The 25,288-nt window shown below is 35.6% G+C and carries 23 protein-coding genes; 5 read left to right on the top strand and 18 right to left on the bottom strand.

What is annotated here, in order from left to right:
• Positions 1-79: 79 nt before the first annotated feature.
• From HNR69_RS00705 to mukF, 6 genes are all read right to left on the bottom strand, one after another.
• A complete protein-coding gene (locus tag HNR69_RS00705) occupies positions 80-1,630 on the bottom strand; it encodes a type I restriction-modification system subunit M (protein WP_075293866.1) in 1,551 nt (516 codons plus the stop codon).
• 11 nt (positions 1,631-1,641) lie between these two features.
• Positions 1,642-2,496 carry an EamA family transporter gene (locus HNR69_RS00710; protein ID WP_075293865.1) on the bottom strand — a complete coding sequence of 285 codons (855 nt, stop codon included), beginning with the start codon at positions 2,494-2,496 and terminating at the stop codon, positions 1,642-1,644.
• An 11-nt stretch (positions 2,497-2,507) separates the two neighbouring features.
• On the bottom strand, positions 2,508-3,419 hold the full coding sequence (locus tag HNR69_RS00715; protein WP_075293864.1) for a DUF5655 domain-containing protein: 912 nt from the start codon (positions 3,417-3,419) through the stop codon (positions 2,508-2,510).
• 67 nt (positions 3,420-3,486) lie between these two features.
• Complete coding sequence (gene mukB / locus HNR69_RS00720; protein WP_075293958.1) at positions 3,487-7,989, bottom strand: chromosome partition protein MukB; 4,503 nt, start codon at positions 7,987-7,989, stop codon at positions 3,487-3,489.
• Positions 7,990-8,015: 26 nt separating this feature from the next.
• Complete coding sequence (gene mukE, locus HNR69_RS00725) at positions 8,016-8,759, bottom strand: chromosome partition protein MukE (protein WP_011609018.1); 744 nt, start codon at positions 8,757-8,759, stop codon at positions 8,016-8,018.
• A gap of 66 nt (positions 8,760-8,825) precedes the next feature.
• The gene (gene mukF / locus HNR69_RS00730) at positions 8,826-10,148 is read right to left on the bottom strand and encodes a chromosome partition protein MukF (protein WP_075293863.1); all 1,323 of its coding nucleotides are present in this window, start codon (positions 10,146-10,148) and stop codon (positions 8,826-8,828) included.
• 207 nt (positions 10,149-10,355) lie between these two features.
• On the opposite strand from mukF, the gene ttcA reads away from it, so the two are divergent.
• Positions 10,356-11,300: a tRNA 2-thiocytidine(32) synthetase TtcA gene (gene ttcA, locus HNR69_RS00735; RefSeq protein ID WP_011609016.1), complete on the top strand. Its 945-nt coding sequence runs from the start codon at positions 10,356-10,358 to the stop codon at positions 11,298-11,300.
• A 143-nt stretch (positions 11,301-11,443) separates the two neighbouring features.
• Here the strand turns inward: ttcA and HNR69_RS00740 are convergent, their stop codons facing one another.
• The 5 genes from HNR69_RS00740 to HNR69_RS00760 all read right to left on the bottom strand — a co-directional run bounded on the left by HNR69_RS00740 (position 11,444) and on the right by HNR69_RS00760 (position 17,450).
• The gene (locus tag HNR69_RS00740) at positions 11,444-11,737 is read right to left on the bottom strand and encodes an integration host factor subunit alpha (RefSeq protein WP_011609015.1); all 294 of its coding nucleotides are present in this window, start codon (positions 11,735-11,737) and stop codon (positions 11,444-11,446) included.
• Positions 11,738-11,739: 2 nt separating this feature from the next.
• Positions 11,740-14,127 carry a phenylalanine--tRNA ligase subunit beta gene (pheT, locus tag HNR69_RS00745; protein ID WP_075293862.1) on the bottom strand — a complete coding sequence of 796 codons (2,388 nt, stop codon included), beginning with the start codon at positions 14,125-14,127 and terminating at the stop codon, positions 11,740-11,742.
• Between the two features lie 14 nt (positions 14,128-14,141).
• Entirely contained in the window at positions 14,142-14,621 is a 480-nt protein-coding gene (locus HNR69_RS00750; protein WP_075293861.1) for a PM0630 family protein, read from the bottom strand.
• Between the two features lie 14 nt (positions 14,622-14,635).
• A complete protein-coding gene (pheS, locus tag HNR69_RS00755) occupies positions 14,636-15,625 on the bottom strand; it encodes a phenylalanine--tRNA ligase subunit alpha (protein WP_075293860.1) in 990 nt (329 codons plus the stop codon).
• Positions 15,626-15,719: 94 nt separating this feature from the next.
• Positions 15,720-17,450, bottom strand: a complete 1,731-nt coding sequence (locus tag HNR69_RS00760; RefSeq protein ID WP_232451474.1) for an AAA family ATPase — start codon at positions 17,448-17,450, stop codon at positions 15,720-15,722.
• Between the two features lie 232 nt (positions 17,451-17,682).
• Between HNR69_RS00760 and matP the strand changes: the two genes are divergently transcribed.
• Positions 17,683-18,129, top strand: coding sequence for a macrodomain Ter protein MatP (matP, locus tag HNR69_RS00765; protein WP_075293858.1), 447 nt, complete (start codon positions 17,683-17,685; stop codon positions 18,127-18,129).
• 71 nt (positions 18,130-18,200) lie between these two features.
• Here matP and cspD read toward each other — a convergent pair whose 3' ends face one another.
• From cspD to HNR69_RS00785, 4 genes are all read right to left on the bottom strand, one after another.
• On the bottom strand, positions 18,201-18,410 hold the full coding sequence (cspD, locus tag HNR69_RS00770) for a cold shock domain-containing protein CspD (protein ID WP_011609009.1): 210 nt from the start codon (positions 18,408-18,410) through the stop codon (positions 18,201-18,203).
• 149 nt (positions 18,411-18,559) lie between these two features.
• Positions 18,560-18,727, bottom strand: a complete 168-nt coding sequence (locus HNR69_RS00775; RefSeq protein ID WP_012340488.1) for a YoaH family protein — start codon at positions 18,725-18,727, stop codon at positions 18,560-18,562.
• Positions 18,728-18,753: 26 nt separating this feature from the next.
• A complete protein-coding gene (gene truC, locus HNR69_RS00780) occupies positions 18,754-19,476 on the bottom strand; it encodes a tRNA pseudouridine(65) synthase TruC (protein ID WP_075293857.1) in 723 nt (240 codons plus the stop codon).
• Positions 19,461-19,775: a YqcC family protein gene (locus tag HNR69_RS00785; protein ID WP_075293856.1), complete on the bottom strand. Its 315-nt coding sequence runs from the start codon at positions 19,773-19,775 to the stop codon at positions 19,461-19,463. The genes truC and HNR69_RS00785 overlap by 16 nt, the downstream gene beginning before the upstream one ends.
• A gap of 85 nt (positions 19,776-19,860) precedes the next feature.
• On the opposite strand from HNR69_RS00785, the gene HNR69_RS00790 reads away from it, so the two are divergent.
• The 3 genes from HNR69_RS00790 to ppnN are packed head-to-tail and all read left to right on the top strand — an operon-like array spanning position 19,861 to position 22,899.
• Positions 19,861-20,649, top strand: coding sequence for a Zn-ribbon-containing protein (locus tag HNR69_RS00790; RefSeq protein WP_075293855.1), 789 nt, complete (start codon positions 19,861-19,863; stop codon positions 20,647-20,649).
• A gap of 15 nt (positions 20,650-20,664) precedes the next feature.
• Positions 20,665-21,504, top strand: coding sequence for an NADPH-dependent 7-cyano-7-deazaguanine reductase QueF (queF, locus tag HNR69_RS00795; RefSeq protein WP_075293854.1), 840 nt, complete (start codon positions 20,665-20,667; stop codon positions 21,502-21,504).
• Between the two features lie 12 nt (positions 21,505-21,516).
• Positions 21,517-22,899, top strand: coding sequence for a nucleotide 5'-monophosphate nucleosidase PpnN (gene ppnN / locus HNR69_RS00800; protein ID WP_075293853.1), 1,383 nt, complete (start codon positions 21,517-21,519; stop codon positions 22,897-22,899).
• A 109-nt stretch (positions 22,900-23,008) separates the two neighbouring features.
• On the opposite strand, the gene HNR69_RS00805 is transcribed toward ppnN, so the two are convergent.
• Genes HNR69_RS00805 through HNR69_RS00815 form a run of 3 tightly spaced genes read right to left on the bottom strand, consistent with a single transcriptional unit; the run spans position 23,009 to position 25,239 of the window.
• Positions 23,009-23,773, bottom strand: coding sequence for an ABC transporter permease (locus HNR69_RS00805; RefSeq protein WP_075293852.1), 765 nt, complete (start codon positions 23,771-23,773; stop codon positions 23,009-23,011).
• Complete coding sequence (locus HNR69_RS00810) at positions 23,773-24,702, bottom strand: ABC transporter ATP-binding protein (protein ID WP_075293851.1); 930 nt, start codon at positions 24,700-24,702, stop codon at positions 23,773-23,775. The genes HNR69_RS00805 and HNR69_RS00810 overlap by 1 nt, the downstream gene beginning before the upstream one ends.
• Positions 24,703-25,239, bottom strand: a complete 537-nt coding sequence (locus HNR69_RS00815; RefSeq protein WP_075321115.1) for an elongation factor P hydroxylase — start codon at positions 25,237-25,239, stop codon at positions 24,703-24,705. It lies immediately after the preceding gene.
• Positions 25,240-25,288: the final 49 nt, after the last annotated feature.

Below are 25,288 nucleotides of genomic sequence, written 5' to 3' on the forward strand. Positions count from 1 at the left end.
CATTTACTTGTAGGATGGGCTTTAGCCCATCATCATAAACCCGATTGTTTTTGATGGACTAAAGCCCCTTCTATTTTGGTTATGATTTTTCAATCTCCGCTACAATGGCATCAATATCTGCCCGCAAGCGGTCAATTTTAGCAACAGTTTCGCTAATTTCGGTATTAAGCTCGGTGATGTTAATCACTTCTCGGGTATCTTTTTGCTCCACATAAGAACTTACTGCTAAATTGTACTCATTATCCGCAATTTGGCTGTTTTCGACAGATTTTGCGAGATACTCAACATCAACTTTATCCGCAAAGAGTTTCAAGATTTCAGCGATATGCTCATCAGTCAATACATTGTTGTTGGTTTCTTTTTTAAACAGACCGCTTGCGTCAATAAATTGGGTTTTAGTGTCGGTTTTATGTTTGGAAAGCACTAAAATATTTGTCGCAATACTCGTGCCAAAGAAAAGATTTGGCGGTAGTGCAATGACGGTTTCTACGACATTTTGCTCAATAAGATATTGACGAATTTTTTGCTCTGCACCACTGCGGTAGAAAATTCCCGGGAAGGTGACAATCGCTGCACGTCCTTTGGCAGAAAGGTAATTTAAAGCGTGCAGAATAAAGGCAAAATCCGCTTTGGATTTGGGTGCAAGAATACCAGCCGGTGCGAAACGTTCATCGTTAATTAAGGTTGGGTCGTCTGAGCCAATCCATTTAATCGAATAAGGGGGATTAGAAACAATAGCATCAAAAGGTTTATCATCTTTTAATTTTGGATTGATTAAGGTATCGCCCAGTTCAATATGGAATTTGTCATAATTGATATTATGCAAAAACATATTCATTCGGGCGAGATTGTAGGTAGTATGATTAATTTCTTGACCGAAAAATCCTTCTTCAATCAGATGATCATCAAATTGCTTTTTTGCTTGGAGCAATAAAGAACCTGAACCGCACGCAGGATCGTAGATTTTATTGACCGCACTTTGACCGTGTAGAGCAAGTTGTGAAATCAGTTTAGACACATTTTGCGGCGTAAAAAATTCACCACCCGATTTACCTGCATTGGAAGCATAGTTGGAAATCAAAAACTCATAGGCATCACCAAAAAGATCGATCTGATTATCCGCAAATTCGCCGAAATTTAACGCTTCAACGCCTTTTAATACCGCTGCAAGTCGTTTATTTTTATCTTCAACCGTATTCCCCAAACGGTTACTTTTGGTATCAAAATCGGTAAATAAACCTTTAATATCGTATTCCGAATCAAACCCGACAGCAGAACTTTCAATATCCGTAAAAATATCGGCAAGTTCAATGTTTAAATTTTTATTTAAATGGGCATTTTTAGCGACATTTTTAAATAACTGGCTTGGATAAATAAAATAACCTTTGGTCTTGATAGCATCTTCTTTAATGCCTGCTGCATCAATTTCTTCATCGGAATAGGCTGAGTAATCAATATTTTCATCACCTTGCTCAATATAGGCGGCAAAATTTTCACTGATAAAGCGGTAAAACAGTGCGCCTAATACATATTGTTTAAAATCCCAACCATCTACGGCTCCACGAACTTCGTTTGCAATTTGCCAAATTTGGCGATGGAGTTCAGAACGTTGTTGAATGCTGATTGTCATTTAATCTTCCCCTAAACCCGTAACAACAAAATAGCGACAAGACCTAATAAGATCCCAATACCATTGAATTTGCTGATTTTTTCTTTAAATATAGTTGCACCGACTAGTGTACCAAGACAGATTACGCCGAGATCCATTGTGGCAAAAACAATGGTTGGATTTTCTTTGAAATGTTGATGTGCGTAGATATAAAACAGGATATTACCGAAATTCAAACAACCTAAAATAATGCCACCAATCAGGCTGGATACTGTCCAATTAGTGCGTTTGATTAATAGGTAGATAAACATAATCACGGCGGCTAGGACAAAAGTGATAAACAAGGTTGTAGGAAATGCACCGCCCATTAGTGCAATTTTCTTAAATAAAATCCCTGTTGCTCCCCAAATTAACCAAACGCCGGCAAGAGCAAAAGCGGCTTTGACCGCACTTTTTATCCCGCCGGCAGGTTTGCTTAATAGGAAAAATAAAGCGAAAAATGCGACAATGATACCGACAATTCGCATATCGCTTAAGGTTTCACCGAAAATCACAACTGCAGCGATAATTTGCAAGAACAATGCCAAACGTTGTGCAGCATCTGTGCGAATAATACCGCCATACTCCACTGCTTTCGACATCACTAAAAAACCGACAGGCAATAAAATCCCTAAACTGATAAAGATCGGCTTAGCTTCACTTTGTGCAAAAAATTCGGTAAAAGTAAGTCCTTTAAAATTAGGTGATAATAAAAAATAGCTCAATGACAAGGCAACCACATAACCAAATGCAATCATTTGTGCGGTTACAATTTGATATTTTTTGGTGAATTTAAATAAAATGGAAACAGAAACACTACATAAAACGGCAAGAATAAGATATTGCATTATTATTTCTCCTAAACAGCTTGTTTAACTAAACTCATAATATATTCAATATTATCAGTATTTTTAATGGTTAATTCATAATCTCCATTACCATGATGCCCTTTTTTATCAACTTCAACTGCTAGTTTTTTAGGATCATCTAGTTTTCCTTTAGATAAATTGATCCATAGTTTTAAATTTTTCTTCTTAATTTGAATATCAACAATATTAGATTTCTTTTTAAATGCGATATAAACTTTTTTGGCAACTATTTCTATTTCACTATCTAATTTCAAAATAGCTTGCTTAAATTCATCGTAGAGTTCTTTTATTTCATCAGATTGATTTTCAAGATGTTCTTGTTCTGTATAAATCTTAATCTCTTTCGTTAATTTATCTAAAGATGAATCTTGGGTAACCTTAATCTGTTTTACGCTAGGTGCAGATTTGGATTTTTTAATCTGTTTGATAGTTATAATATCTTGATTGAATTGATTTATTTCCCATAACTCAATAGGCAAATCCTTAAAATTCGTAGCTTGAATTTGGAAATCAGTAAATGATGGGGACACAAAAATAATTTTTGACTGAGACCAATCTACTTCATTTCTTTTTAATGATTTTGTTTCATTTTTTTCATTATATTCAAGAATAAACTCACCTTTATTATCAAGCATTAAATTAAGATAAGAAATTCCCTGATCAACAAGACTAATATTTTGATTTCTTTTATATTCAATAATAACAAAAGAATTACTTTCCTCGTCAAAAGCTAATGTATCAATGCGATAATTTTTAATTGAAAATTCGGATTTGACAAAGTCATAAGATGTGATTTCTGATAGATTTTGTTCAAAAAGACGTTGAATGTCCTTTTCCAATTTAAAAGGTATTTCCTCTAAAAGAGATAGCTTTTCTTTTTTTTCTTTTTTGAAAACCAACATATATTATTTTCCTCAAAAAAGTGCAGTCAAAAATTGCTTATTTTTAGCCGCACTTTCTTTTATTTGACTACTCTGTTGCACCAAATCCACGCAATCCGACAACATGAACATGTTCTTGATTGCCTGAAATTTTACGCACCAATTTGTAAGTTGTGCCTTTTTCCGGACTAATATTTTCAGGTGCTGCAATGAGAAGTTGCATATCTAAACGCTCACACAATTCAAATAACGTTGAGATGGATTTACCATCTAAACGTGCTGCTTCATCTAGGAATAACAAACGGCAAGGAATAATATCTTTTCCTCGAATACGGCGACTTTCTTCTTCCCAGCTTTGTACAACCATTAAGAGAATTGACATACCTGTACCAATAGCTTCACCGGTAGATAAAGCACCGCTTTCTGCACGTAACCAGCCATCCGCACCACGATAGACTTCTACTTCTAAATCAAGGTAATTGCGATAATCTAAAAGTTCTTCACCAATCGTTTGTGCGGTACGTTGCCCTATATCAATATGAGGATTAAGGCGTTGATATAACTTAGCAATAGCCTCGGAGAAGGTTATGCGAGTATCCGTAAAGAGTTCTTGATATTCGGTCTGTTCATTAGATAAGGCATTGAGCAACATAGCATGAGAATCACGAATATTCACTACTAAACGCACAGATTTGACTTGTCCAAAAGCAATATTTTGCAGACCTTGATTTAGCATACGAATACGATTTTGTTCACGTTGAATTGTCTTACGCATAATATTTGCCACACTTTCTGAACTAATCGCTAATTTTTGTTCTCGTTGAGTCAGTTCGTTAGTTAAACGGTTAAGTTCAATTTCCATTTGCTCAATAGCATCAATAGGATCGTCCGTTTTAAGAATATCTTGGCGAATACGTTCACGCAAATGTTGATAAACTGCAATAAAGAACCGCACTTTATTTTCAGGTTTGCGACTATCTTCTGAAATTCGCAATGAATCACGCAAATATTCATTATCCGCTACAGCTTGACGTAATGCACCAAGGGCTTTATCTGACATAGAACGCAATTCATTGGCAGATAAATAAGCAAACTCACGGCGATTTAGACGTTTTTCGACATCACTGCCACGAGATAATCTCATCACCACACACCAGCTAATTTTCGCCGCTACTACTGTTTCACGTTGAGCCTTATATTCTCGTTCCGCTTTGCGAATACGGGTATTCAAGCTTTGCGATTCGCTTTCAATTCGAGTTAATTCTTTCTCGACATGAGTGCGACGTTGGCGAGTGATAGAAAGTTGTTGATATAACTCATCTCTACGAGATTGAGCCAACTGCTCTGCCCCTTGAACTACTCTAACACCAAGATCACCTACTTCTTGTAACAACTCATTTAGTACTTGTTGTTTATTATGCAAAGAAGATGTCAGCTCAATTAAAACTTTATTATATTGGGCAAATTGTTCTTGCTTTTGACGTAATTTTTCACGGAAATCATTACGCTGTTGTTGCGTTTTCTCTAAACGTTGACGAAGTTTCTCATTCAAATCAGAAGTTTCGGTTTGAACTTCATTTTGATAGGCAAAATGAGCTTTACGCTGCATTACATCAGATAAAGCAAACAAACATTGCTGTACTTTTTTTTGCAAAATAACTGCTTGGTCATAATCAACTTTTAAACGATCATAATGTTCAGGATCGCTTTGTAAACTACTTACAATAGGTTCAAGTTGCGATAAATTCGCACCATGCTGACGAATAAACAACTCATCTTGTTGTGCAAAATCCAGTTGCTCACGACATTCTTCAATACGATCTATTAAACTGTCCTCAGCCAATAGAGCAAAGTGCGGTCTTAATTTGTTAAGTAATTGCCACTTTTCTTTGGCTTGATCCAATTGAAGACGCAATTGTTGTTCTGTACTGTTAAGTAGATTTAATTCACGATCTACTTCATTGCGTTGCTGATTAATTTCAGCAATAGTTTGTTCCGGATTAGGTAAAAATGCTAAAGCCAAATGCAACCCGACAAACTGGCTAAAATGCTGATGCAAACGTTGACATTTTTGTACATCAAAAGCTCTTTGTGCATAAAGTTCCGAAATTTCATCACGTTCAATATTTAATTCTTCTAAACGTTTTTCTCGAGCCGCTCGACCAAATAAAGGAACTTCAGGGAATTTCGAATACCGTAACTCACGATCTGAAATCTGTACAACTACCCCATGAGCCAATTCTTTTGAATCCAATACATTGTCATCAAATGCGGTTGGATCGCCTTCAATTAAATACAAGTCTTCAGGGCAATCTTCCAAATTATCCAGCTGAGATTTCACCGCACTTATATCTCGTACTACAATGGCGTGGCGAGCCGGTCCATATAACGCAGAAAAATAAGGTGCATCTTCAATAGGTACATCATCATATAATTCAGATAACAGCACACCTCCGAAACGTTCCGCCAGCATATTTAAACGAGCATCCTCTGAGCCGTCCGGCTGACTTAAACGAGAAATCTGAATGTCTAACTGCTGACGCTTTTGCTCAAATTGATCACGTTCAATCGTCAAGTTGCGTTCTTTAATCAACTGTGCTTGCATGAAATTCATGACATCTTGGCTATCTGCAAAATGTTCGCCACTTTGTTCTTGTAAACGCTCCAATGCGGCTTGGGCTGTTAGCCATGCCGGTGCTTTTTGGCTATTTTCTTGATGAAGTGCAGTTAGTTGCTCCCTTTTTTGACGCAAGACAGAGCGGTTTTCTATTTGCTCTGATAATTTGTCGGTTAAATCTTCAATCAATGTTTCTTGTTCTACATAATAATCTTCCAACTGTTCTGCTTCATCGACCTGTAAATCCGCACGCTGATTCAGTTCTTTTAATAAACGTACCGCACTTTGTTGCTGTTGATAACGTTGCTCAAGCTCATGTAATTTAGCACTTAATTGAGAGACTTGTTGAGCTTGTATTTTTTGTGTCGGATACTCTCTCAACAATTCCTTAGCTTGCTCAAATGCTGCTGAACGAGGTACTTCGCCGGCAATTTTACATACCAATTGATAAGCTTTATCAAATTGTGTTTTTGCAACTTGCGTCAAAGACATTTTTTGCTCAAGATCCAGTACATTCTCAGTTAATTGATCCGCTTGAACCGCAAACTCTTGGTGATAATCGTCAATATTTTTAACAGCTAAATCAGGTAATCCACATAAATGTTTAGCTTTTTCTAATGCTTGTATGGCTTGTTGATATTGTAAATTACGAGTTTGTTGTGCATCTAAGGCTTGCTTATAATCCGCTAATTGATTACGAATCTGATCCAATTCACTTTCTACATTCTGTAACTGTACTTCAGTGTCAATTACCTGCTCATTCGCATTTTCCACGACTAAAGTTTGCTCATCTAAACGTTCTGTGATTTCAAGCACATCTTGTTGATAACGTTCAATTTTTTCCTGATGACGTAAAGCATTTAGAACTAAATTCAAATGATCTACCGCACTTTGATGATCTATTTCTAAGATTTTCTCATTTTCAGCCAAATCAGCAGCTTCTTTACTCAATTCCACTAAGCGATGTTGTGATAAATATTGCTCACCTTTTGCTTTATACCAATCTCGACGAAAATTAATCGCACGTTGAATATTACCTAAACGCTCATTGACATTACGCATATAATCCGATGCTACATAATTAGTCGTTTCAGTAATTAAATGCTTAAATAAATCACGATCAGATTGAGTAATCTTAATGGCTTCTAGGGTCATACGGTTTTCACGTAAAGCTGATTCCATATCCTGAAAAGCCTTACGAACCCCCAAATTTTCAGGCAATAAATAATCACGCAATGATCGGGTAATGGCACTTGAAATACCCCCGTACAAAGATGCTTCAATTAATTTGTAGAACTTACTGCGATCTGAAGAAGAACGCAGACGTTTCGGGATAATCCCCAAATCAAACATCATCGCATGATAATCTGTTATTGAATGATATTGTTTGAATTGAGCATTGAGTTTTTCAACTTTGTCTTTTAATTCATTAAGATTTAATATCCTCGCTTGACGCTCATCAATTATTTGAGTGAAAAGTGCGGTTGGATTTTGTGATAATGCTAAGCCTTGAACAGAAAAGGTTTTAATATCTACTTTTTTATCACGACCTGCCACTTGTTGTAATCTTGCTCCCACTAAAGTTCTTTGATGACGTGAATTAATAGTATCTAAAACCGCATAACAAACTCCGGGGCGAAGTTTTCCATGTAACCCTTTATCACGAGAACCGCTTGTTGCACCGGCTTCAGTGGTGTTACGGAAATGTAATAAAGTTAAATCCGGAATAAGTGCAGTTACAAATCCTGCCATCGTTGTAGATTTACCTGCACCATTACCGCCTGAAAGCGTAGTTACTAATTCATCTAAATCAAAAGTGCGGGCAAAAAAACCGTTCCAGTTAATTAAGGTTAAAGAACGAAACTTACCTCGCTCCACTCCCCCCTGAGAACGAAAAGGCGAAAATGCCGTAAAATTTTCGAGGGATTCTTGTTTATCCTGTAGTTCAACTTGATCGATGTTTTCTTCAGACATGGTCGGCTGTAACGCTAAATCTACCATTATGCAATCCCCTCATTTTCTTCATTTTCAAAATATTGTTCATTTTCTACCGCACTTTGATCCATATTATCTTTCAAGCCATTTTTTTCTTCTTGTAATGATTGAGCCGTTGCTGCTTCCCCTTCTCGAATTAAACGTAATTGAGCCTCAAGCGGATCGTCCCCTGAACGAACTTCTGCACCGAAACGAAACACAGATTCAGAAATCGTAAATTTACCACTATGTTGATCGCCTACCGCATGAATCATACCTAAACGGCGTAAACGACTGATAGCTGAACGAACTTTTTCCGCTAATTTTTGTTTATCCAAATCAGAACCACCTGCACGCAAATTAATTGCTTTCAATAACTTAGTTTCATCAGCCAAGTTGATCAATTCATCATGAACTTCTTGAACAGTAAAAATCCCTTGTTGTGCCAAACGTTCCGGACTGAGATACAAGTAACAAAGCACTTTTCCAACTAACATTTCCAATTCACTCAACACTGAGCGAGCAATTAACGTGGTTGCTTTTGGACGTAAGTAGAAAAATCCTTCCGGAGCACGAATCAATTCCACATTATAACGCCGGTAGAAACTATCTAATTCATGTTGAAAATCTGCCAAAAATGAATAATTATCTAAATACTCTTGTCCAATGTGCTTACCTGAACGCAATTGGCTATCCACTTCAGGGAATAAAGGATTTGCAATAGCTCTAGCTAATTTAATGGAAAGTAAATCTTGAATATTATCTGTCATATTTTTCTCTTTTCTTTTCAGAAAGTTGTTAAATTAATCAGTTACAAAAAGTGCGGTTAAATTGGGTTAATATTTATCAATTACATGAGCCTGTACTTCTGCACCATTTTCGTTAATCGATCTCCAATTAGGATAAATACCGTTTAAATCATCTTGAGCTAAACCTAAACGAACGGCCTGATCAATAATAATACGAGCTATATCAAAATGTTTAGCAAGTGGGTATTGTTTTAGTTGAGCGGTCAAAACCTCACTCAAATCAATAGGGGTATTTTGTAGACGATATTCAATTAATAAAGATTGCATTGTTTCCACAATTTGCTCATGTAAATCAGCAAGGGATTCATATTGCAATTCTTCAGGCAGTTCCCCAAGGGCTTCTTCTTCACGTAATGTTAATTCTTCTTCCCTCAGATCAATTAAGCGTTCAGCCTGTGCGATCCAAAGGAACCAAGGATGATCAAAATAATGATGAATAGACTGACGTAAACGCTGTGAAAAGACACGATTTTTATCCAAATCAATGGCTGTACGGATAAATTTATGTACATGGCGATCGTAACCAATCCATAAATCAATAGCTTGTTGCCCCCAGCTTATAATGCGGTCGAGTTTCGCTTGTAAATCTACAATAAGTTGCTCAACAAAATACAAATTGTCATGCCCTATTACACAGTCTTGAATACGTAACAATTGAGACTGTAATTTATCGCCGGCAGCATTGAGCGTATCTTGCAATTCACGTAAATTCCCCGAGGTTTCATCTAATAAACGTTCACAACTGGCAATAGCCGTTTGCCAATCTTTAGTAAGCAGTTCAGCAATTTCCTCTTTGATATGCTGTTGATTTTCATCCATCATACGTTGAGATAAATCAATGCTATCAAAGATTTCCGCTACAGAATATTTCAATGGTGCAAATACATTTTTACGCCAATAATGTTCATCACCGCCTTCTTCCGCAGATTCTGAAGCTCGTTGAATTTCATCTGCTACAATAGAAAGCTGAACAGATAAACGTAAAGCGGAAAATTCTCGCTGGCGAATATAGTAATCGGATACCCCTACACCTAAAGGAGTTAAGCGATAAATAGATAACCCTTCAGTAAACTCACTACTAAAGCGATTTAAAAAACGTTGTTTCACTAATTCATTGATGGAGTTATTCGCTCTTGTACTAACAGTTTCAGCGGATTGTTCAAACGTATTTGAAATATGGCGAAAAATATCAATGAGATCAGTTTCCAACATTTCACCGTCAAGTCTTTCATTATTGTAAATAGCAATAGCCAGCAAAAACGCCAAGCGTTCTGTTGATAGACTCAAAGAAAACTCTCGTTCTCTCGTCCAGTTGACTAATTCAGGAATAGTTTGTGATGTTTCGAGCATTAACAATTCTCACAATGCAATAACTTACGCAAAATTGTGCAAGATTATAGCGTAATTTTGCTTTTTCTAATAGATATATGACTAAAAACTACCGCACTTTTATCTCGTACTTAATTTAAATAATAGATCATTAAAAACACAGTTTTCTGTTGGCAAAGTGGCAATTCCCCTTTACTATATCGCATTCTTAACAAGATCAGAAACTGTATGAATTTAAATATCATTACCGAAAAAGATAAAAAACAAAGTTATAACTTGAATAAATTACAAAAGCGATTACGTCGCAATGTAGGCAACGCTATTGCTGACTTTAATATGATTGAAAATGGAGACAAAGTGATGGTTTGCCTATCCGGTGGTAAAGACAGTTATACTTTGTTAGATATTTTATTAAATTTACGCCTCAATGCACCTATTCATTTTGATATTGTGGCAGTGAATTTGGATCAAAAACAACCTGGCTTTCCTGAACATATTTTGCCTGAATATTTAAAAAGCATTAGTGTAGATTACAAAATTGTGGCAGAAAATACATATGGTATTGTAAAAGAAAAAATTCCTGAGGGAAAAACCACTTGTTCTCTCTGTTCTCGTTTACGTCGAGGAATTTTATACCGCACCGCAACAGAATTGGGGGCAACTAAAATTGCTTTAGGACATCATCGTGATGATATGCTGGAAACTTTGTTTTTGAATATGTTTTATGGGGGCAAATTAAAATCTATGCCGCCAAAACTGATCAGTGATGATGGCAAACAGATTGTTATTCGTCCTTTGGCTTACTGTAAAGAAAAAGATATTGAAAAATATGCAGTTGCCAAACAATTTCCAATTATTCCTTGTAATTTATGTGGTTCTCAACCAAATCTACAACGTCAAGTTGTCAAAGAAATGTTGCAAAAATGGGATCGTCAATATCCCGGACGCATTGAAACTATGTTTAGTGCGATACAAAATATTGTGCCTTCACATTTATGTGATTCTAACTTATTTGATTTTAAACGTATCCGACATGGAAAGATTCCGGAAGGAATAGAGGGTGATATTGCCTTTGATAAAGAAGCGTTCTCACCTACTCCCCTCGTTCAAGAAAACGATGAAAAAATAGATTTTATTCAAGGCGAAATGATTAGTTTCAAAGAGGTAAATTAAGGTAAGAAAGTGCGGTGTAAAAAAATAAAATACTGACCGCACTTTTTAGCAACTATTTTGTCCATTACACCTTTTCTATTACGTTAAAATATAAAAGCCATTTACTTAATGTAAACGGCTTTTCTTAAAGAAACAAAAAATCCCTAATTTTTAGGTTTGGTTTTTTCCACTCTTGAACGTAATTTCTGTCCTGGTCTGAATACAACGACACGACGAGCAGAAACAGGAATAGCTTCTCCTGTTTTAGGATTACGCCCCGGGCGAGATGACTTATCTCTTAATTCAAAATTACCAAATCCGGATAACTTAACATCTTCACCATTTTCTAATGAAACTCGAATTTGTTCAAAGAAGCCTTCTACTACTTTCTTCGCCTCTAATTTATTTAAACCCTGTTCAATCAAGCTATTTTTAAGTTCAATTTTAGTCAGTGCCATAATCAATCTCTCAAGTAAGCATTAAAATTTTGTTGCAACGCAGATAATACAACAGATATTACCGCATTAATATCTTTTTCTTCAAGGGTCTTCTCTGTATCTTGAATCATTAAGCTAAGTGCTAAACTTTTCTTATCGGCAGGTAGATTTACCCCCTGATAAACATCAAATAAATTTACATTAATGAGTTGTTTACCTCCAACAGCACGACAAACTTCCAATACCTCTCCAGCCACAACGTCAGCGTCTACAACAATGGCAAGATCACGTTTATTGGCTGGGAAGCGAGAAATTTCTTGTGCTGTAGGGACATTACACTCAGAAATCGCATTCCATTCAATTTGGAATACAATCGGTTTTCCGGACAAATCCAATTTTTGTACAATTTTTGGATGAACTGTACCGATAAAACCAATTTCTTTGTTATCAAGTAAAATTTCTGCCGATTGTCCGGGATGTAGTGCAGGATAAGATTTAGCCACGAAACGCAAACGATGTCCAACGTGAGTTAAAGACAAAATATGTTCTAAATCACCTTTTAAATCAAAGAAATCAACATGTTCACCTTTTTGTTCCCAATGAACAGGACGTTTATCACCAACAATCACGCCCCCAATCACATATTCTTGGCGAATACCGCATTCTGCTGTAGTATCAGGAACAAAACGTAATCCTGCCTCAAATAAACGAATTCGATTTTGTTGTCGATTTTGGTTATATGCAACCGCACTCAGCAAACCCGGCAATAACGATAATCGCATTGTCGACATTTCTTTTGAAATCGGATTTGGCAATACAAGTGCATCCAGTTCTGGGTGTAACAATTTTTGTACATCAGGATCAACAAAGCTATAAGAAATAATCTCTTGATAGTCGCTGTCCACAAGTGCGGTACGGATACGATTGAGATCTAATAATTTCTCCGGTAATTCCTTCATTTGTAGATGTGCTAAAGGTGCATTATTTGGAATCACATTGTAACCATAAATACGGGCAACCTCTTCAATTAAATCTTCTTCAATTTCAATATCAAAACGCCAGCTTGCAGAAGTAACCGTCCAGACATCATTCGCATATTCCACTGCAAATCCTAAACGTTGGAATATATCAGTAACGGTTTCTGTTTCAATATGATGGCCAAGTAACGTATCTAATTTCGTACGACGTAGCTGAATTTGTTTTACTTTTGGTAAATGTGCTTCACTTAAAGCCTCACAAATTTCACCGGCATCACCGCCACAAATTTGAATTAAAAGTGCGGTTGCTCTTTCCATTGCTTTATGGGCCAATTCAAAATCCACACCACGTTCAAAACGATGTGAAGAATCCGTATGTAACCCGTATTGTCTTGCACGTCCTGCAATAGCCAATGGTGCAAAAAATGCCGCTTCTAAAATAACATCTTTAGTTTCTGCATTAACACCACTTGCCTGTCCGCCAAAGATGCCTGCCATGGCTAACGGCCCCTCTTGATCTGCGATTATCAGCGTATTTTCTTTCAATTTTGCTGTTGAACCGTCCAATAGAACCAATTCCTCCCCCTGCTTTGCCATACGAACCTGTACAGGTTGAGTCACTTTTGCCATGTCAAATGCGTGCATTGGTTGCCCAAGTTCTAACAAAATATAGTTAGTTATATCCACCACGGGATCGATTGAACGAATACCGCAACGACGCAATTTTTCTTGTAACCACATCGGTGTGTCGGCTTTAACATTAATATTTTTCACCACACGTAAAAGATAACGTGGGCAAGCCTCAGGTGCTAATACTTCAATAGTGACTTTATCTTTAATACTTGCTTTGACCGGTTCAAAGTGCGGTGAGTTTAGTTCAAGTTTATTGACTACACCAATTTCACGAGCAATTCCGGTTATACTTAAACAATCAGCACGATTTGGTGTTAGACTAATTTCAATATGGTTATCATTCAGAGTTAAATATTCACGTAAATTAACACCTATCGGTGCATTTTGCGGTAATTCAATAATACCGCTGGAGTCCTCATTAATACCAAGCTCGTTAAAGGAGCATAACATTCCTTCCGATGGCTGACCACGTAATTTAGTTTTTTTAATTTTAAAATTACCAGGTAATATAGCCCCGTCTATTGCACAAGCGACTTTCAATCCTTTGCGACAATTCGGTGCCCCACATACTATATCTAATAAACGCTCGCCACCAATATTAACTTTGGTTATCCGTAATTTGTCTGCATCCGGATGTTTAGCACACTCTACAACTTCACCAACGACAACCCCTGAAAAATCTGCTGCGACTTTTGCTATATCATCTACTTCTAAGCCCAACATTGTAATTTGTTCACATAACTGTTCAGTACTTATTGCAGGATTTACCCATTCACGCACCCATTGTTCACTAAACTTCATTTATAATTCTCTCTCTATTTTAATAATTCAAATTCTAAGTTTTCAAACACAACATTATTAAATTGCACATCCAATTTGTAAATGCCGATAGGGTCATCTTTACCAAGTGCCCAACATAGAGTAGGTGTATTATCTCTAATATCTTTTTTCATCATGTCAAACATAATCAAAAAATTCTTCTGATTATCTTCCATTCGTACTTTAGCATTAACATTCGGCACATTTACCTTTATCGGTGCTGGAGCTTGTACATATTGAGCTAAAAGATTTCTTTCCTGAAGATCGACATTAAGTATATATAAACAAAGATGACGTGGTTTGCTACGAGATAGTTTCTTTCCTTCAATGATTTTATAGGGTTTAACCGAATTATCAAATACACGAATGATTGCTGCCGGTTGTTTTTCCTGCACAGGCAATTTAACTTGTCCCTCTGAAAAAGCGAATGTAAGAGGGGAAAACATAACCAACACGACCGATATTAATTTTTTCATATTTTTTGCCCTTATTATTTAAATTGTTTTAAAAAACGTAAGTCATTTTCAAAAAATGAACGTAAATCTGTGACGTTGTAGCGTAACATGGTTAAACGTTCTACTCCCATACCGACTGCAAACCCTGAATACTCATTTGGATCAATACCTACATTACGCAACACATTCGGGTGAACCATACCACAACCCAACACCTCAAGCCATTTACCATTTTTTCCCATTACATCCACTTCTGCCGAAGGTTCTGTAAATGGAAAATAAGATGGACGAAACCGCACTTGTAAATCTTCTTCAAAGAAAGCTCGCAAGAAATCATGCAACAACCCTTTTAATTCAGTAAAATTAGCTTTTTTATCAACATACAATAATTCAATTTGGTGAAACATTGGCGTATGCGTTTGATCATAATCATTACGATATACTTTGCCCGGTGCCATAATACGAATTGGAGGACACATTTTTTCCATAGTACGAATTTGTACTCCTGAAGTTTGAGTACGTAACAAGCGTTCTGCATCAAACCAAAATGTATCATGATCAGCTCTGGCGGGATGATGTTTAGGAATATTTAACGCATCAAAATTGTAATAATCCGTTTCAATCTCAGGACCTATCTCAACAGTAAATCCTAGTTTTGAAAAAAATTGTACAACACGGTTAATAGTAATTGAAACAGGATGTAACCCTCCCAGTTCCATTTTTCTTCCCGGCAAACTAACATCAATTCGTTCTTGGGCTAATCTTTCATTTAACGCTATTTCTTCCCATTCCACTTTTTTTGCATTTAATATCGCTTGAACTTTCTGTTTCGCTTCATTAATTTTTGCACCAACTGCCGGTCTTTCCTCTGCCGACACATCACGTAACCCTTGCATTAATTGTGTAAAATGTCCCTTTTTACCAAAATATTCCACACGAATTGCCTCTAAGCTTTCAATGCTCTTATCTTGTAGTGCCTCAATTGCTTTCCGGGCTTTTTCAGTAATTTCTTGTAGGTTATACATACCTGTCCTCTAAATAATTAAAAATCCAATGTTTAAACGAAAATGCCCCTAATAATAATACTAACCTGTTAAAAAATCACGTGTTTCTTAACATTTAATGGCGATTAAAGAAAAAGTTCCAAAAACGACCTTTATGCTGTTGTTCAGATCTCTCTTCTAATCGTTGTCGAATCACATCTACGAGGGGAAGATTTTTTTCCAATCCAGCATCCTGTTCGCTTACTAAATATCGCTTAAATAGGATTTCAGTAGTCTGAAAAATATCGTCAACTGCCCAAATAAAGAATTTTTCTTGTTGAACAGCTTCGATTACTTTACTGGATAAACTGAGTTGATTTAATACCGCACTTGGAATAATTACACCTTGCTTTCCCGTTAATCTACGACGCTGACAAACTTCAAAAAAGCCTTCAATTTTATCGTTAACACCACCAACAGCATGCACTAAACCAAATTGATCAATACTACCTGTTACGGCAATATTTTGTGGTAACGGCAAATCAGCCAACGCACTTAATAACGAGCAGAAAACAGCCAAAGACGCACTATCACCATCAATATCACCATAAGATTGCTCAAATGCAATTGAGGCTGAAAAAGGCAATTGAGAAGGAAGATCTAAAATGCCGGCAAGACAAGTTTCTGCAATCATAATGCTTTTGCCATGGATATTCCCTGCCAGATCACTTTTTCTTTCAATATCAATTACTTCACCATCACCAAATTGAACAATGCAACTTATTCTTGAAGGCTCGCCAAAAGAAACCGGCGTACCGGGATATTCAATGACTGATAATCCGTTAATTTGTCCTATTATTTCCCCATCTGTAGCAATAAAAATTTGCTCCTGTAAAATGCCTTTATACGCCTGCTCACGTAAGAAACAGTACTGTTGTTCTTTTTGTTGAAAAAATAATTGAAAATCTACCGCACTTAAATGTTTTCTTTGACTTAAAATTTGTGTGTCAAATAAGATCCCTTTTAATTTTAATGGTGAGATACTAATTAAGTAACGATCTTCACTTTCTCTCACAAAAAGTTGATAAAGTGCATTTATTCCTTCAATACTCAGCTCAATTCCTTGTTTTTTTGCCAACGTATGAACATAACTTGCCCACTTTTGATGAGATTGTGCATCATTAAGCGAAAAATAACTTTCAATTTCTGCATAATCTGCGAAATGATACAGTTCCTCCTCCAATTCACCTAGGGTTGCCAACTCTGAACGATTACCTAAAATGATAACTTTTAGATTTAGGGGATAATTAGGAATTGTGCAAGGTAAGGTTTTTGAAGGATTAAGAGAATACCAACTGAAAATACCTGTTAGTAATAAGTGTTTTAAACGATGCCATATCTCAAATTGCTCCAACAATGCACCGGCACTCAAAATCAATACACCATTATTTACTTGATGTACTAATCCTGAATTAAGTTGAATATCATGAGAACTGGGGTGAATTACAACTGATCCGAATAACTGACTTTGATCGAAAAATAAAGCACTCGCCACTTTTTGTTTTCCTGCAAAGTTGTCTTCCACTGATGCTGCCTGTGCCAGACTGATTTGTGGAAAAGAAAAACTGTCTCCCTGTTCAATAATATACTGAACACCACTAATTGTTTCAGAAACAGGAAGTTTTTGTTCTATATATTCTTGTAGTAAAGTTGCATATTCAGCTTGATCATCTGCTTTTAAAACAAGCAATGATCGTTGAGGATTTTTTAGGAAAAGATCAACCGCACTTTTAGCTCTTGGTTGCAAAGTAAAAAAATCAATCTCAGATAATGAAGCGTCTAAAAAATCATTATCAAGTTGTAACATGGGTAATAAATTTTGCCAAGAAATTAACTGTTCTGACAAGCATTCGTCGGCTCTTTTTTTTATTTTTTGCTCAATTGTCACATGTACTCTCTATCAAATTAAACGATTAAGGTCATATTATCGCATATTTCTATTTAATTCACTTCTGTATTCTTGATTAAAATTTACTAGAAAATAATATAAAAAGCGTATATTATTACATAGGTTACAATGTCACAGATGAGTAAACAAAATGAAATATCAGAAGCTGACAAATCAAGAAGCAAATTGGAAATGGATCTATTTGATCAAAAAATCACGCGAGGGTGAAAATATTACACGTTATACAGAACAAAGTTTACAAGAAGACATTGTTCGGCAATTAATGACACACCAAAACTACCCTGAAAAAATTGAAGATTGGATAGAAAATCATTTGTCATCAAATTTAGTTATTAAGTTGGATCAAGCTATAAGAGCAAGAAGAAAACGTTTTTTCAATGGCGAGAAACAATCTACAAAGAAAAAATCAATTGATCTAGAATATGCGGTCTGGCTTCGATTATCTCGTTATTCACGTAAAATGAAAATGACTTTATCGGAAACTATTTCTTATATGATTGATGAAAGAGAAAGCAAGGTCTTATATGAAAATCAAGTTTCCGTTATGAAAGAAGGTCTTAAAGATCTGCTAAAATAGCGAGTTTTATCACATAAAAAAGCAAGGTTAAAACCTTGCTCAATACACCGAAACAAAAAGCTTTGATTTTATTATTCAACCATGGGGATAATTTTTGTGGCATGAGAACCTTTATCTCCATGCACGACTTCACATTGTACTTTCTGTCCCGCCTTTAAAGAACGATACCCTTCCATTTCAATGACTGAATAATGTGCAAAAACATCAACATCACTACTTTCAACAGACAGGAATCCAAATCCTTTTGCATTATTAAACCACTTAACAATACCTACTTCCATAATATTTTAACCTCTTTGGTTTTAAGCCTTTACAGACCTCTATACTTCATAATAAGACTGTGAGCCTTACCACCTTCCTAAAATTTAACTAAATACTCAACGAAATTAACTATATTTGCAATAAATAATATTCAAAAATCCGACAGAGATCACAAAATTTCATTATATTTTGATTCAGGGTGTAACTTTTTTTCACGTAACACCTTCGCAACTAAGGCTATAGCCTCCCCACTACTCATACCTTGTCGCATTAATTCTTGAATTTTTTCTACCGCACTTTGCTGTTCTTCATGAGTTAATTTTACATTATTTAACATATACTTCCTCAAATGTTCTGAGCTATTTACCAATTAAATATTTTGAATAACAATTTCCATTGCTCATCTAAATCAGCAACAATTTCTATTGTTTCATTAGTTACCGGATGTTGAAAACAAAGTTTTTCAGCATGTAACATTAACCTGCTTACACCAAGATTTTGACTGAAAGCCCGATTTTGGTGTAAATCACCATATTGAGTATCACCCAAAATAGGATGAAAAATATGCTTTAAATGGCGACGTAATTGATGCTTACGTCCCGTATAAGGCATTAAACGTACAAGTGAATAGCGGGAAGAGCTATAACGCCCTACGCCATAAGGCATTTCAACGGTTTTTAAACCATAATAATCCGTTATTGCATCTTGCAGTTCTTCTTTTCGACTAAATTTATCTGCAATTTTGTCCAGTTGCACTTTAAGCGGATAATCAATTCGTTGAGCATCGCTCAAATAACCACGAACTATCGCCAAATAGCTTTTTTTCACTTGTTTTAATTCAAATTGTGAACATAATAAATTAGCAATTCCAGCATTTAAGGCAAAAAGTAAAACACCTGATGTTGGACGATCTAAACGATGAATAGGAAAAACATGTTGACTAATTTGATCTCGTAAAGTTTGCATGACAAATTGAGTTTCATGACGATCTAGCCAACTGCGGTGAACCAACATTCCGGCAGGTTTATTCACTACAACGAGAAACTCATCTTGATATAAAATATCCAATTCTATTGGCTCTGACATAATTTCTCAATTTCATGAATAGGCTGTAGTAGGTCATTTAATCCATCAAGATCTTTTAATGCTTCTTCGATATAAGGTGTAATTGCCATTTTATACGGTAAAGATTGTTGACCCTCCAGCAATGCATACATACGAGGGATAAAAACCCACTGTAACCATTCATTAGCACTCATAGTATCCATAGAAAAAGGGGCGGTGCTTGAAAAAGCCTGTTCATCGGGCGGAAAGGATTGCCATAATTCTAAGTCCTGCATAATTTTTTGTAACGCTTGTAAGTGCGTTTTGATTTCAATTTTCATGCGTTATATTCCAAAATAAAAAGCGGTATTCTATGCAAATTAATTATGTTAATCTACCCTTTCGAATAATCATCAAACAATAAATATGTATCTAGTTGAAGTATTTTTTACCTATCGACAACCTCAAAAATTGCCAATTAGTAATATTTCTTATCTAATTAATCAAATTATTGAGCAATGGCGTTATAACGGACAAATTATTGGACGTGAAATTCCATTATTTGTTGCAGTTCAAAATAATGAAGAGGGATTTGCATTGCGAGTAACTTGTCCAGAACAGCAAAGTTTGTTACCTACATTCAATAACATACAAGTAGATAAAGCCCTTGAACAAGCAAAAAGTGCGGGGATTTTTTTTGATAGTTTTCAAATCATTGCGGATGATTTAAATTCAGATATAACTTACTCAAAAGAGGTAGCGACTTGGCAAGTGTTGTATACAACGTACTTGCAGTCTTGTTCTCCGCTACATAGCGGTGATAATTTATTGCCCATTCCATTATATAAACAATTTAAAAACATACCGCACTTGAGTATGGATATTATTAAATGGCAAGAAAATTGGCAGGCTTGTGATCAATTGCAAATGAACGGTTCAATTTTAGAGCAACAAGCACTGTATGAAATCAGTGATTTCAATAGTCATTTAACTAAACACGGCTATTATCTGACTCAAGAAATTGAAAAACATACCGGTATTCCCACTTTTTATTATCTTTATCGCATTGGCGGTGATGATCTGCAAAGTGAACAACAACGCTTATGTCCTAATTGTCAGCAAAAATGGCATTTAGATAAACCGTTATTTAATCTCTTTCATTTTAAATGTGATCATTGTCGCCTAGTTTCCAATTTATCTTGGCATTGGCAATAACAAAAAGGATGAATCATGCAATACCATGACCAAAGTTTACAAACATTAAAATTAGGAAAAAAAACAGAATATATCTCTACTTACGACCACACTTTATTACAAGCGGTACCACGCAAACTTAACCGAGATGATTTAGGTATTAGTACAAAACAGCCCTTTAGCTTCGGTGCGGATATTTGGACGGCCTATGAAATTTCTTGGCTAAATTTAAAAGGTGTTCCTCAAGTTGCTATTGCTGATGTTGAAATTGATTATCAAAGTGAAAATCTGATTGAATCAAAAAGTTTTAAACTTTATTTAAATAGTTTTAATCAAAGTCAGTTTGAAAATCTACAACAGGTTGAACAAATACTGCAACAAGATTTAATAAAATGTGCAAAAGGGCAAGTAAAAGTGCGGTTAAATTCGTTACAGAATTATGCTCAACAACTCATCGCTACTCTACAAGGTGAATGTATTGATGAACAAGATATTGAAATACGATGCTATGAATTTGATCCAAATTTATTAGAAAATTGCACCAACAAGCAATGGGTCGAAGAAAAATTAGTCAGCCATTTGCTGAAATCAAATTGCCTAATTACCAATCAACCGGATTGGGGAACTGTGCAAATTCATTATATTGGTAACCAAATAAACAGAGAAAAACTCTTGCGTTATCTTATTTCCTTTCGACAACACAATGAATTTCATGAACAATGTGTAGAGCGTATTTTCTGTGATCTGATGAAATTTGCACAACCTGAAAAACTGAGTGTTTATGCTCGATATACACGAAGAGGCGGATTGGATATTAATCCATTTCGTTCCAATTTTGAGCCTATTCCACTTAACCAGCGTCTTGCACGCCAATAAAAAGGAACTTTTATGAAAAATATACATTATGTTAATCCCAAAGGAAGCATGGATCAACTTTCACACATGGAAGTTGAACAACTAGCTAAAAAAGCTAAAAGTAAACTTTATCAACTTTATCGTAATTGTTCGTTAGCCGTATTAAACTCGGGTGCAATTACAGATGACAGTCGTGAGCTATTAAGTAAATATCCTGATTTTGATATTAACTTGGTAGCAAAAGAACGTGGCATTGCCTTAGAATTGCATAATCCACCAGAAAATGCTTTTGTTGATAATAAAATGATTAAAAATATTCAATATCATTTATTCGCTGTGTTACGTGATATTTTATTTGTTAATGTATTAAATCAACGCATTAACCCTTGTGATATTCAAGATAGTAAACATATCACTAACCAAGTCTTCGCCATTTTACGCAATGCTAAGGCCCTAATTAACGGTGAGCAACCAAATTTAGTCGTTTGCTGGGGAGGGCATTCAATTAACCAAATAGAGTATCAATATTGCCGTTCTGTAGGTTTAGAACTTGGACATCGTGAGTTGAATATTATCACGGGCTGTGGAGCGGGTGTAATGGAAGCACCCATGAAAGGTGCAACCATTGGTCATGCAAATCAACGCTATAAACAAAGTCGTTTTATTGGTATTACAGAACCATCTATTATTGCTTCCGAGCCTCCAAATCCAATTGTGAACGAACTTATTATTATGCCTGATATTGAAAAACGTCTAGAAGCATTTGTGCGTATGGGACATGGGATTATTATTTTCCCCGGCGGTCCTGGAACTTTTGAAGAATTCCTTTATATTTTAGGCATTAAACTCAATCCAAATAACTATGCCCAACATCTTCCGCTTATCTTAACCGGTCCAAAAGAAAGTGCGGCTTACTTTGCTTCTATTGATCAATTTATTGGTGATACATTGGGATCTGAAGCACAATCTTTATATAAAATTATCATTGATGATCCGGTTTCAGTTGCTCGCCATATAAATAATGCTATGCGCGACATCCAAAAATCACGTTATGAAAAAAATGAGTCGTATTATTTCAACTGGTCATTAGAAATTACTGCTGAATTTCAAAAACCGTTTATCCCAACTCATGAAAACATGGCAAATTTAGCTTTACATTTTGACCAATCTAAAGTTGATTTAGCTGCTAATTTACGCCGAGTTTTCTCAGGAATTGTAGCGGGAAATATCAAACCAGATACTCAAGATAAAATTACAGAATTAGGAAAATTCAAACTAAAAGGTGATCCCGTATTAATGGAAAAAGTCGACAATTTATTGCAAGATTTCATCAACCAGCACAGAATGAAATTACCTGGAGGTGATGCTTATGAACCTTGCTATGAAATAGAAAACCAAGGAAAACTACCTAAATAGATCAAATATAAACAATTGCAAATTTATTTGTTTATTAAAGGAAAAAACTTAGGTTCATAAAAGTAAGGCGAGTATTGATTATTCGCCTTTGTTTGTATTGATCTGACGGCTAATTTCTTAACCCTACCCCACGACTAATTAGATAGTATGCCAAGCCATAAAGTGCGGTAATAAATAATGTCAGAACAGTGAAAGTATAATGAATTCCAACGTCACTAACCCCCAAAAAACCATATCTAAACCCATTAATCATATAAACAATAGGATTCAGTTTAGATATGTTTTGCCAAAAAGCGGGTAACAAAGAAATAGAATAGAAAACACCGCCAAGATAAGTTAAAGGCGTTAAAACGAAAGTTGGAATAATACTAATATCATCAAAAGAGCGGGCAAAAACAGCATTAATTAAACCACCTAAAGCAAAGGTTGCTGTTGTCATTAAAAGTGTCAACACAATAATTAGCCATGAATAGACAGTCATTTCCACAAAAAACATAGCAACGATTGTTACTAAAATACCAACGCATAAACCTCTAGCTATACCACCAGCCATATATCCTAAAATAATAATATGAGAAGAAGTAGGTGAAATGAGTAATTCTTCTATATTTTTAGCAAATTTGGTACTGTAAAATGAAGACGCCACATTAGCAAAAGAATTAGTCAACGCAGACATCATGATTAATCCCGGTACAATAAACTGCATGTAGCTAAAGCCGTTCATTTCTCCAATTCTTGCTCCAATCAAATGACCAAAAATAATAAAATAAAGTGTCATTGTAATGACCGGTGGGACTAAAGTTTGTACCCAAATACGAGTAAAACGACGAATTTCTTTAGTTAAAATTGTTTTAAACGCAATCCAAGCTAACATTATATTTTCTCCGTGATTTTTGGTTTATTTAACGCCATAGAAATGAACAGCTCCTCTAAGCGATTGGCTTTATTCCGCATGCTCAATACATTAATTCCTTGACCATTTAATTGAATAAATAAATTATTCAGTCCTTGTCCACGCTTAACTTCAACTTCCATTGTTAGCTCATCAATAATTGTGACGTTGTAATTATCAACCTTTGGCGTTGAACTAGAAAGTGCTAAATCTAAAATAAAAGTTTCTGTCTCTAACTGTGACAATAAGGCTTTTATCGACATATCAACAATCAGTTTACCTTGCTGAATAATGCCAATATGACGGCATAAATTTTCAGCTTCCTCTAAGTAATGTGTGGTTAAAATAATCGTTGTTCCTTGTTGATTAAGTTCTTTTAAAAAAGTCCACATAGCACGTCGCAGTTCAATATCAACACCGGCGGTAGGCTCATCTAAAATTAATAATTTAGGATTGTGCATTAATGCTCGAGCAATCATCAAGCGACGTTTCATACCACCTGATAAACGCATAGCTTGTTGATCTTTCTTTTCCCATAAATCTAATTTTTTTAGCCATATTTCAGATCTCTTAAGTGCTTCTTTTCGCTCAATACCATAATAGCCGGCTTGATTCACTAGAATGTCTTGAATTTTTTCAAATTGATTAAAGTTAAATTCTTGTGGTACTAAGCCAATATGCCGTTTTAATTGAGCTAATTGCCGATCCAAATCATAACCAAACACTTTTATTGTTCCGCTGGTTTTATTTATTAAAGAGCTGATAATGCCAATGGTTGTTGATTTTCCTGCACCGTTATGTCCCAACAACGCATAAAAATCTCCCTCTTCTACCCTAAGATCAATTCCGGATAGTGCTTTAACCCCATTTTTATATTCTTTTGTCAAATGTTTAATTTCCAGAGCTAACATTTATATCCTCGCTACGTCAAATTTACTCAGAACAATGCGGTCTTCTGTTTTATAAAATTCCGCTAAGGCTTTACGCAAAGTTTCTGCTCGTTTCGGTAACCCCTTTTGTGCATAAGTTTTAACTTGCTCATAAACAGCTAATTTAAAAGGTTGTGTATCTCCCGGATTACCGTTTAAATTATCGCTACTCGCAAAATAGCGAAATCCCGCCGCAGTTGCTAAAATCCATTCCAATGCCTGAGGTTTTACCTCTGCTTGCTCAAATTCACGCTGTTTTTCCATTGAACGCCCATCAGGCTCATACCAATAACCAAAATCCTCTAATTTTCGCCGCTCTTTTCCTGCAATAAGCCAATGTGCAATCTCATGCAAAGCACTACTATAAAAACCACGTGCGAAATAGATAGCATTATAAGAGCAATCTTTATTAGCCGGAATATAAATCGGTTCATCACCACCTTTAACTAACCTTGTATTATACTCTTGCTCAAAGCATCGATTAAAAATGTAAATAATATCTTCTAATTTATGTTCCATAAAAATCCCAAAATTCTAGTTAAATCAACAAGAAAGCGGACTAATGTCC

The sequence above is a fragment of the Histophilus somni genome (assembly GCF_014202395.1).
GTDB lineage: Bacteria > Pseudomonadota > Gammaproteobacteria > Enterobacterales > Pasteurellaceae > Histophilus > Histophilus somni.

Excerpts from the sequence above, each read along its gene's own strand:
- HNR69_RS00815 (WP_075321115.1), bottom strand. The coding sequence starts at position 25,239 with ATGGAACATAAATTAGAAGATATTATTTACATTTTTAATCGATGCTTT.
- HNR69_RS00775 (WP_012340488.1), bottom strand. The coding sequence starts at position 18,727 with ATGTTAAATAATGTAAAATTAACTCATGAAGAACAGCAAAGTGCGGTA.
- mukF (WP_075293863.1), bottom strand. The coding sequence starts at position 10,148 with ATGCTCGAAACATCACAAACTATTCCTGAATTAGTCAACTGGACGAGA.
- HNR69_RS00710 (WP_075293865.1), bottom strand. The coding sequence starts at position 2,496 with ATGCAATATCTTATTCTTGCCGTTTTATGTAGTGTTTCTGTTTCCATT.
- HNR69_RS00760 (WP_232451474.1), bottom strand. The coding sequence starts at position 17,450 with ATGTTACAACTTGATAATGATTTTTTAGACGCTTCATTATCTGAGATT.
- HNR69_RS00715 (WP_075293864.1), bottom strand. The coding sequence starts at position 3,419 with ATGTTGGTTTTCAAAAAAGAAAAAAAAGAAAAGCTATCTCTTTTAGAG.
- mukB (WP_075293958.1), bottom strand. The coding sequence starts at position 7,989 with ATGTCTGAAGAAAACATCGATCAAGTTGAACTACAGGATAAACAAGAA.
- ttcA (WP_011609016.1), top strand. The coding sequence starts at position 10,356 with ATGAATTTAAATATCATTACCGAAAAAGATAAAAAACAAAGTTATAAC.
- cspD (WP_011609009.1), bottom strand. The coding sequence starts at position 18,410 with ATGGAAGTAGGTATTGTTAAGTGGTTTAATAATGCAAAAGGATTTGGA.
- HNR69_RS00705 (WP_075293866.1), bottom strand. The coding sequence starts at position 1,630 with ATGACAATCAGCATTCAACAACGTTCTGAACTCCATCGCCAAATTTGG.
- mukE (WP_011609018.1), bottom strand. The coding sequence starts at position 8,759 with ATGACAGATAATATTCAAGATTTACTTTCCATTAAATTAGCTAGAGCT.
- pheT (WP_075293862.1), bottom strand. The coding sequence starts at position 14,127 with ATGAAGTTTAGTGAACAATGGGTGCGTGAATGGGTAAATCCTGCAATA.
- queF (WP_075293854.1), top strand. The coding sequence starts at position 20,665 with ATGCAATACCATGACCAAAGTTTACAAACATTAAAATTAGGAAAAAAA.
- HNR69_RS00810 (WP_075293851.1), bottom strand. The coding sequence starts at position 24,702 with ATGTTAGCTCTGGAAATTAAACATTTGACAAAAGAATATAAAAATGGG.
- HNR69_RS00790 (WP_075293855.1), top strand. The coding sequence starts at position 19,861 with ATGTATCTAGTTGAAGTATTTTTTACCTATCGACAACCTCAAAAATTG.
- pheS (WP_075293860.1), bottom strand. The coding sequence starts at position 15,625 with ATGTATAACCTACAAGAAATTACTGAAAAAGCCCGGAAAGCAATTGAG.
- HNR69_RS00750 (WP_075293861.1), bottom strand. The coding sequence starts at position 14,621 with ATGAAAAAATTAATATCGGTCGTGTTGGTTATGTTTTCCCCTCTTACA.
- HNR69_RS00805 (WP_075293852.1), bottom strand. The coding sequence starts at position 23,773 with ATGTTAGCTTGGATTGCGTTTAAAACAATTTTAACTAAAGAAATTCGT.
- HNR69_RS00785 (WP_075293856.1), bottom strand. The coding sequence starts at position 19,775 with ATGAAAATTGAAATCAAAACGCACTTACAAGCGTTACAAAAAATTATG.
- truC (WP_075293857.1), bottom strand. The coding sequence starts at position 19,476 with ATGTCAGAGCCAATAGAATTGGATATTTTATATCAAGATGAGTTTCTC.
- HNR69_RS00740 (WP_011609015.1), bottom strand. The coding sequence starts at position 11,737 with ATGGCACTGACTAAAATTGAACTTAAAAATAGCTTGATTGAACAGGGT.
- matP (WP_075293858.1), top strand. The coding sequence starts at position 17,683 with ATGAAATATCAGAAGCTGACAAATCAAGAAGCAAATTGGAAATGGATC.
- ppnN (WP_075293853.1), top strand. The coding sequence starts at position 21,517 with ATGAAAAATATACATTATGTTAATCCCAAAGGAAGCATGGATCAACTT.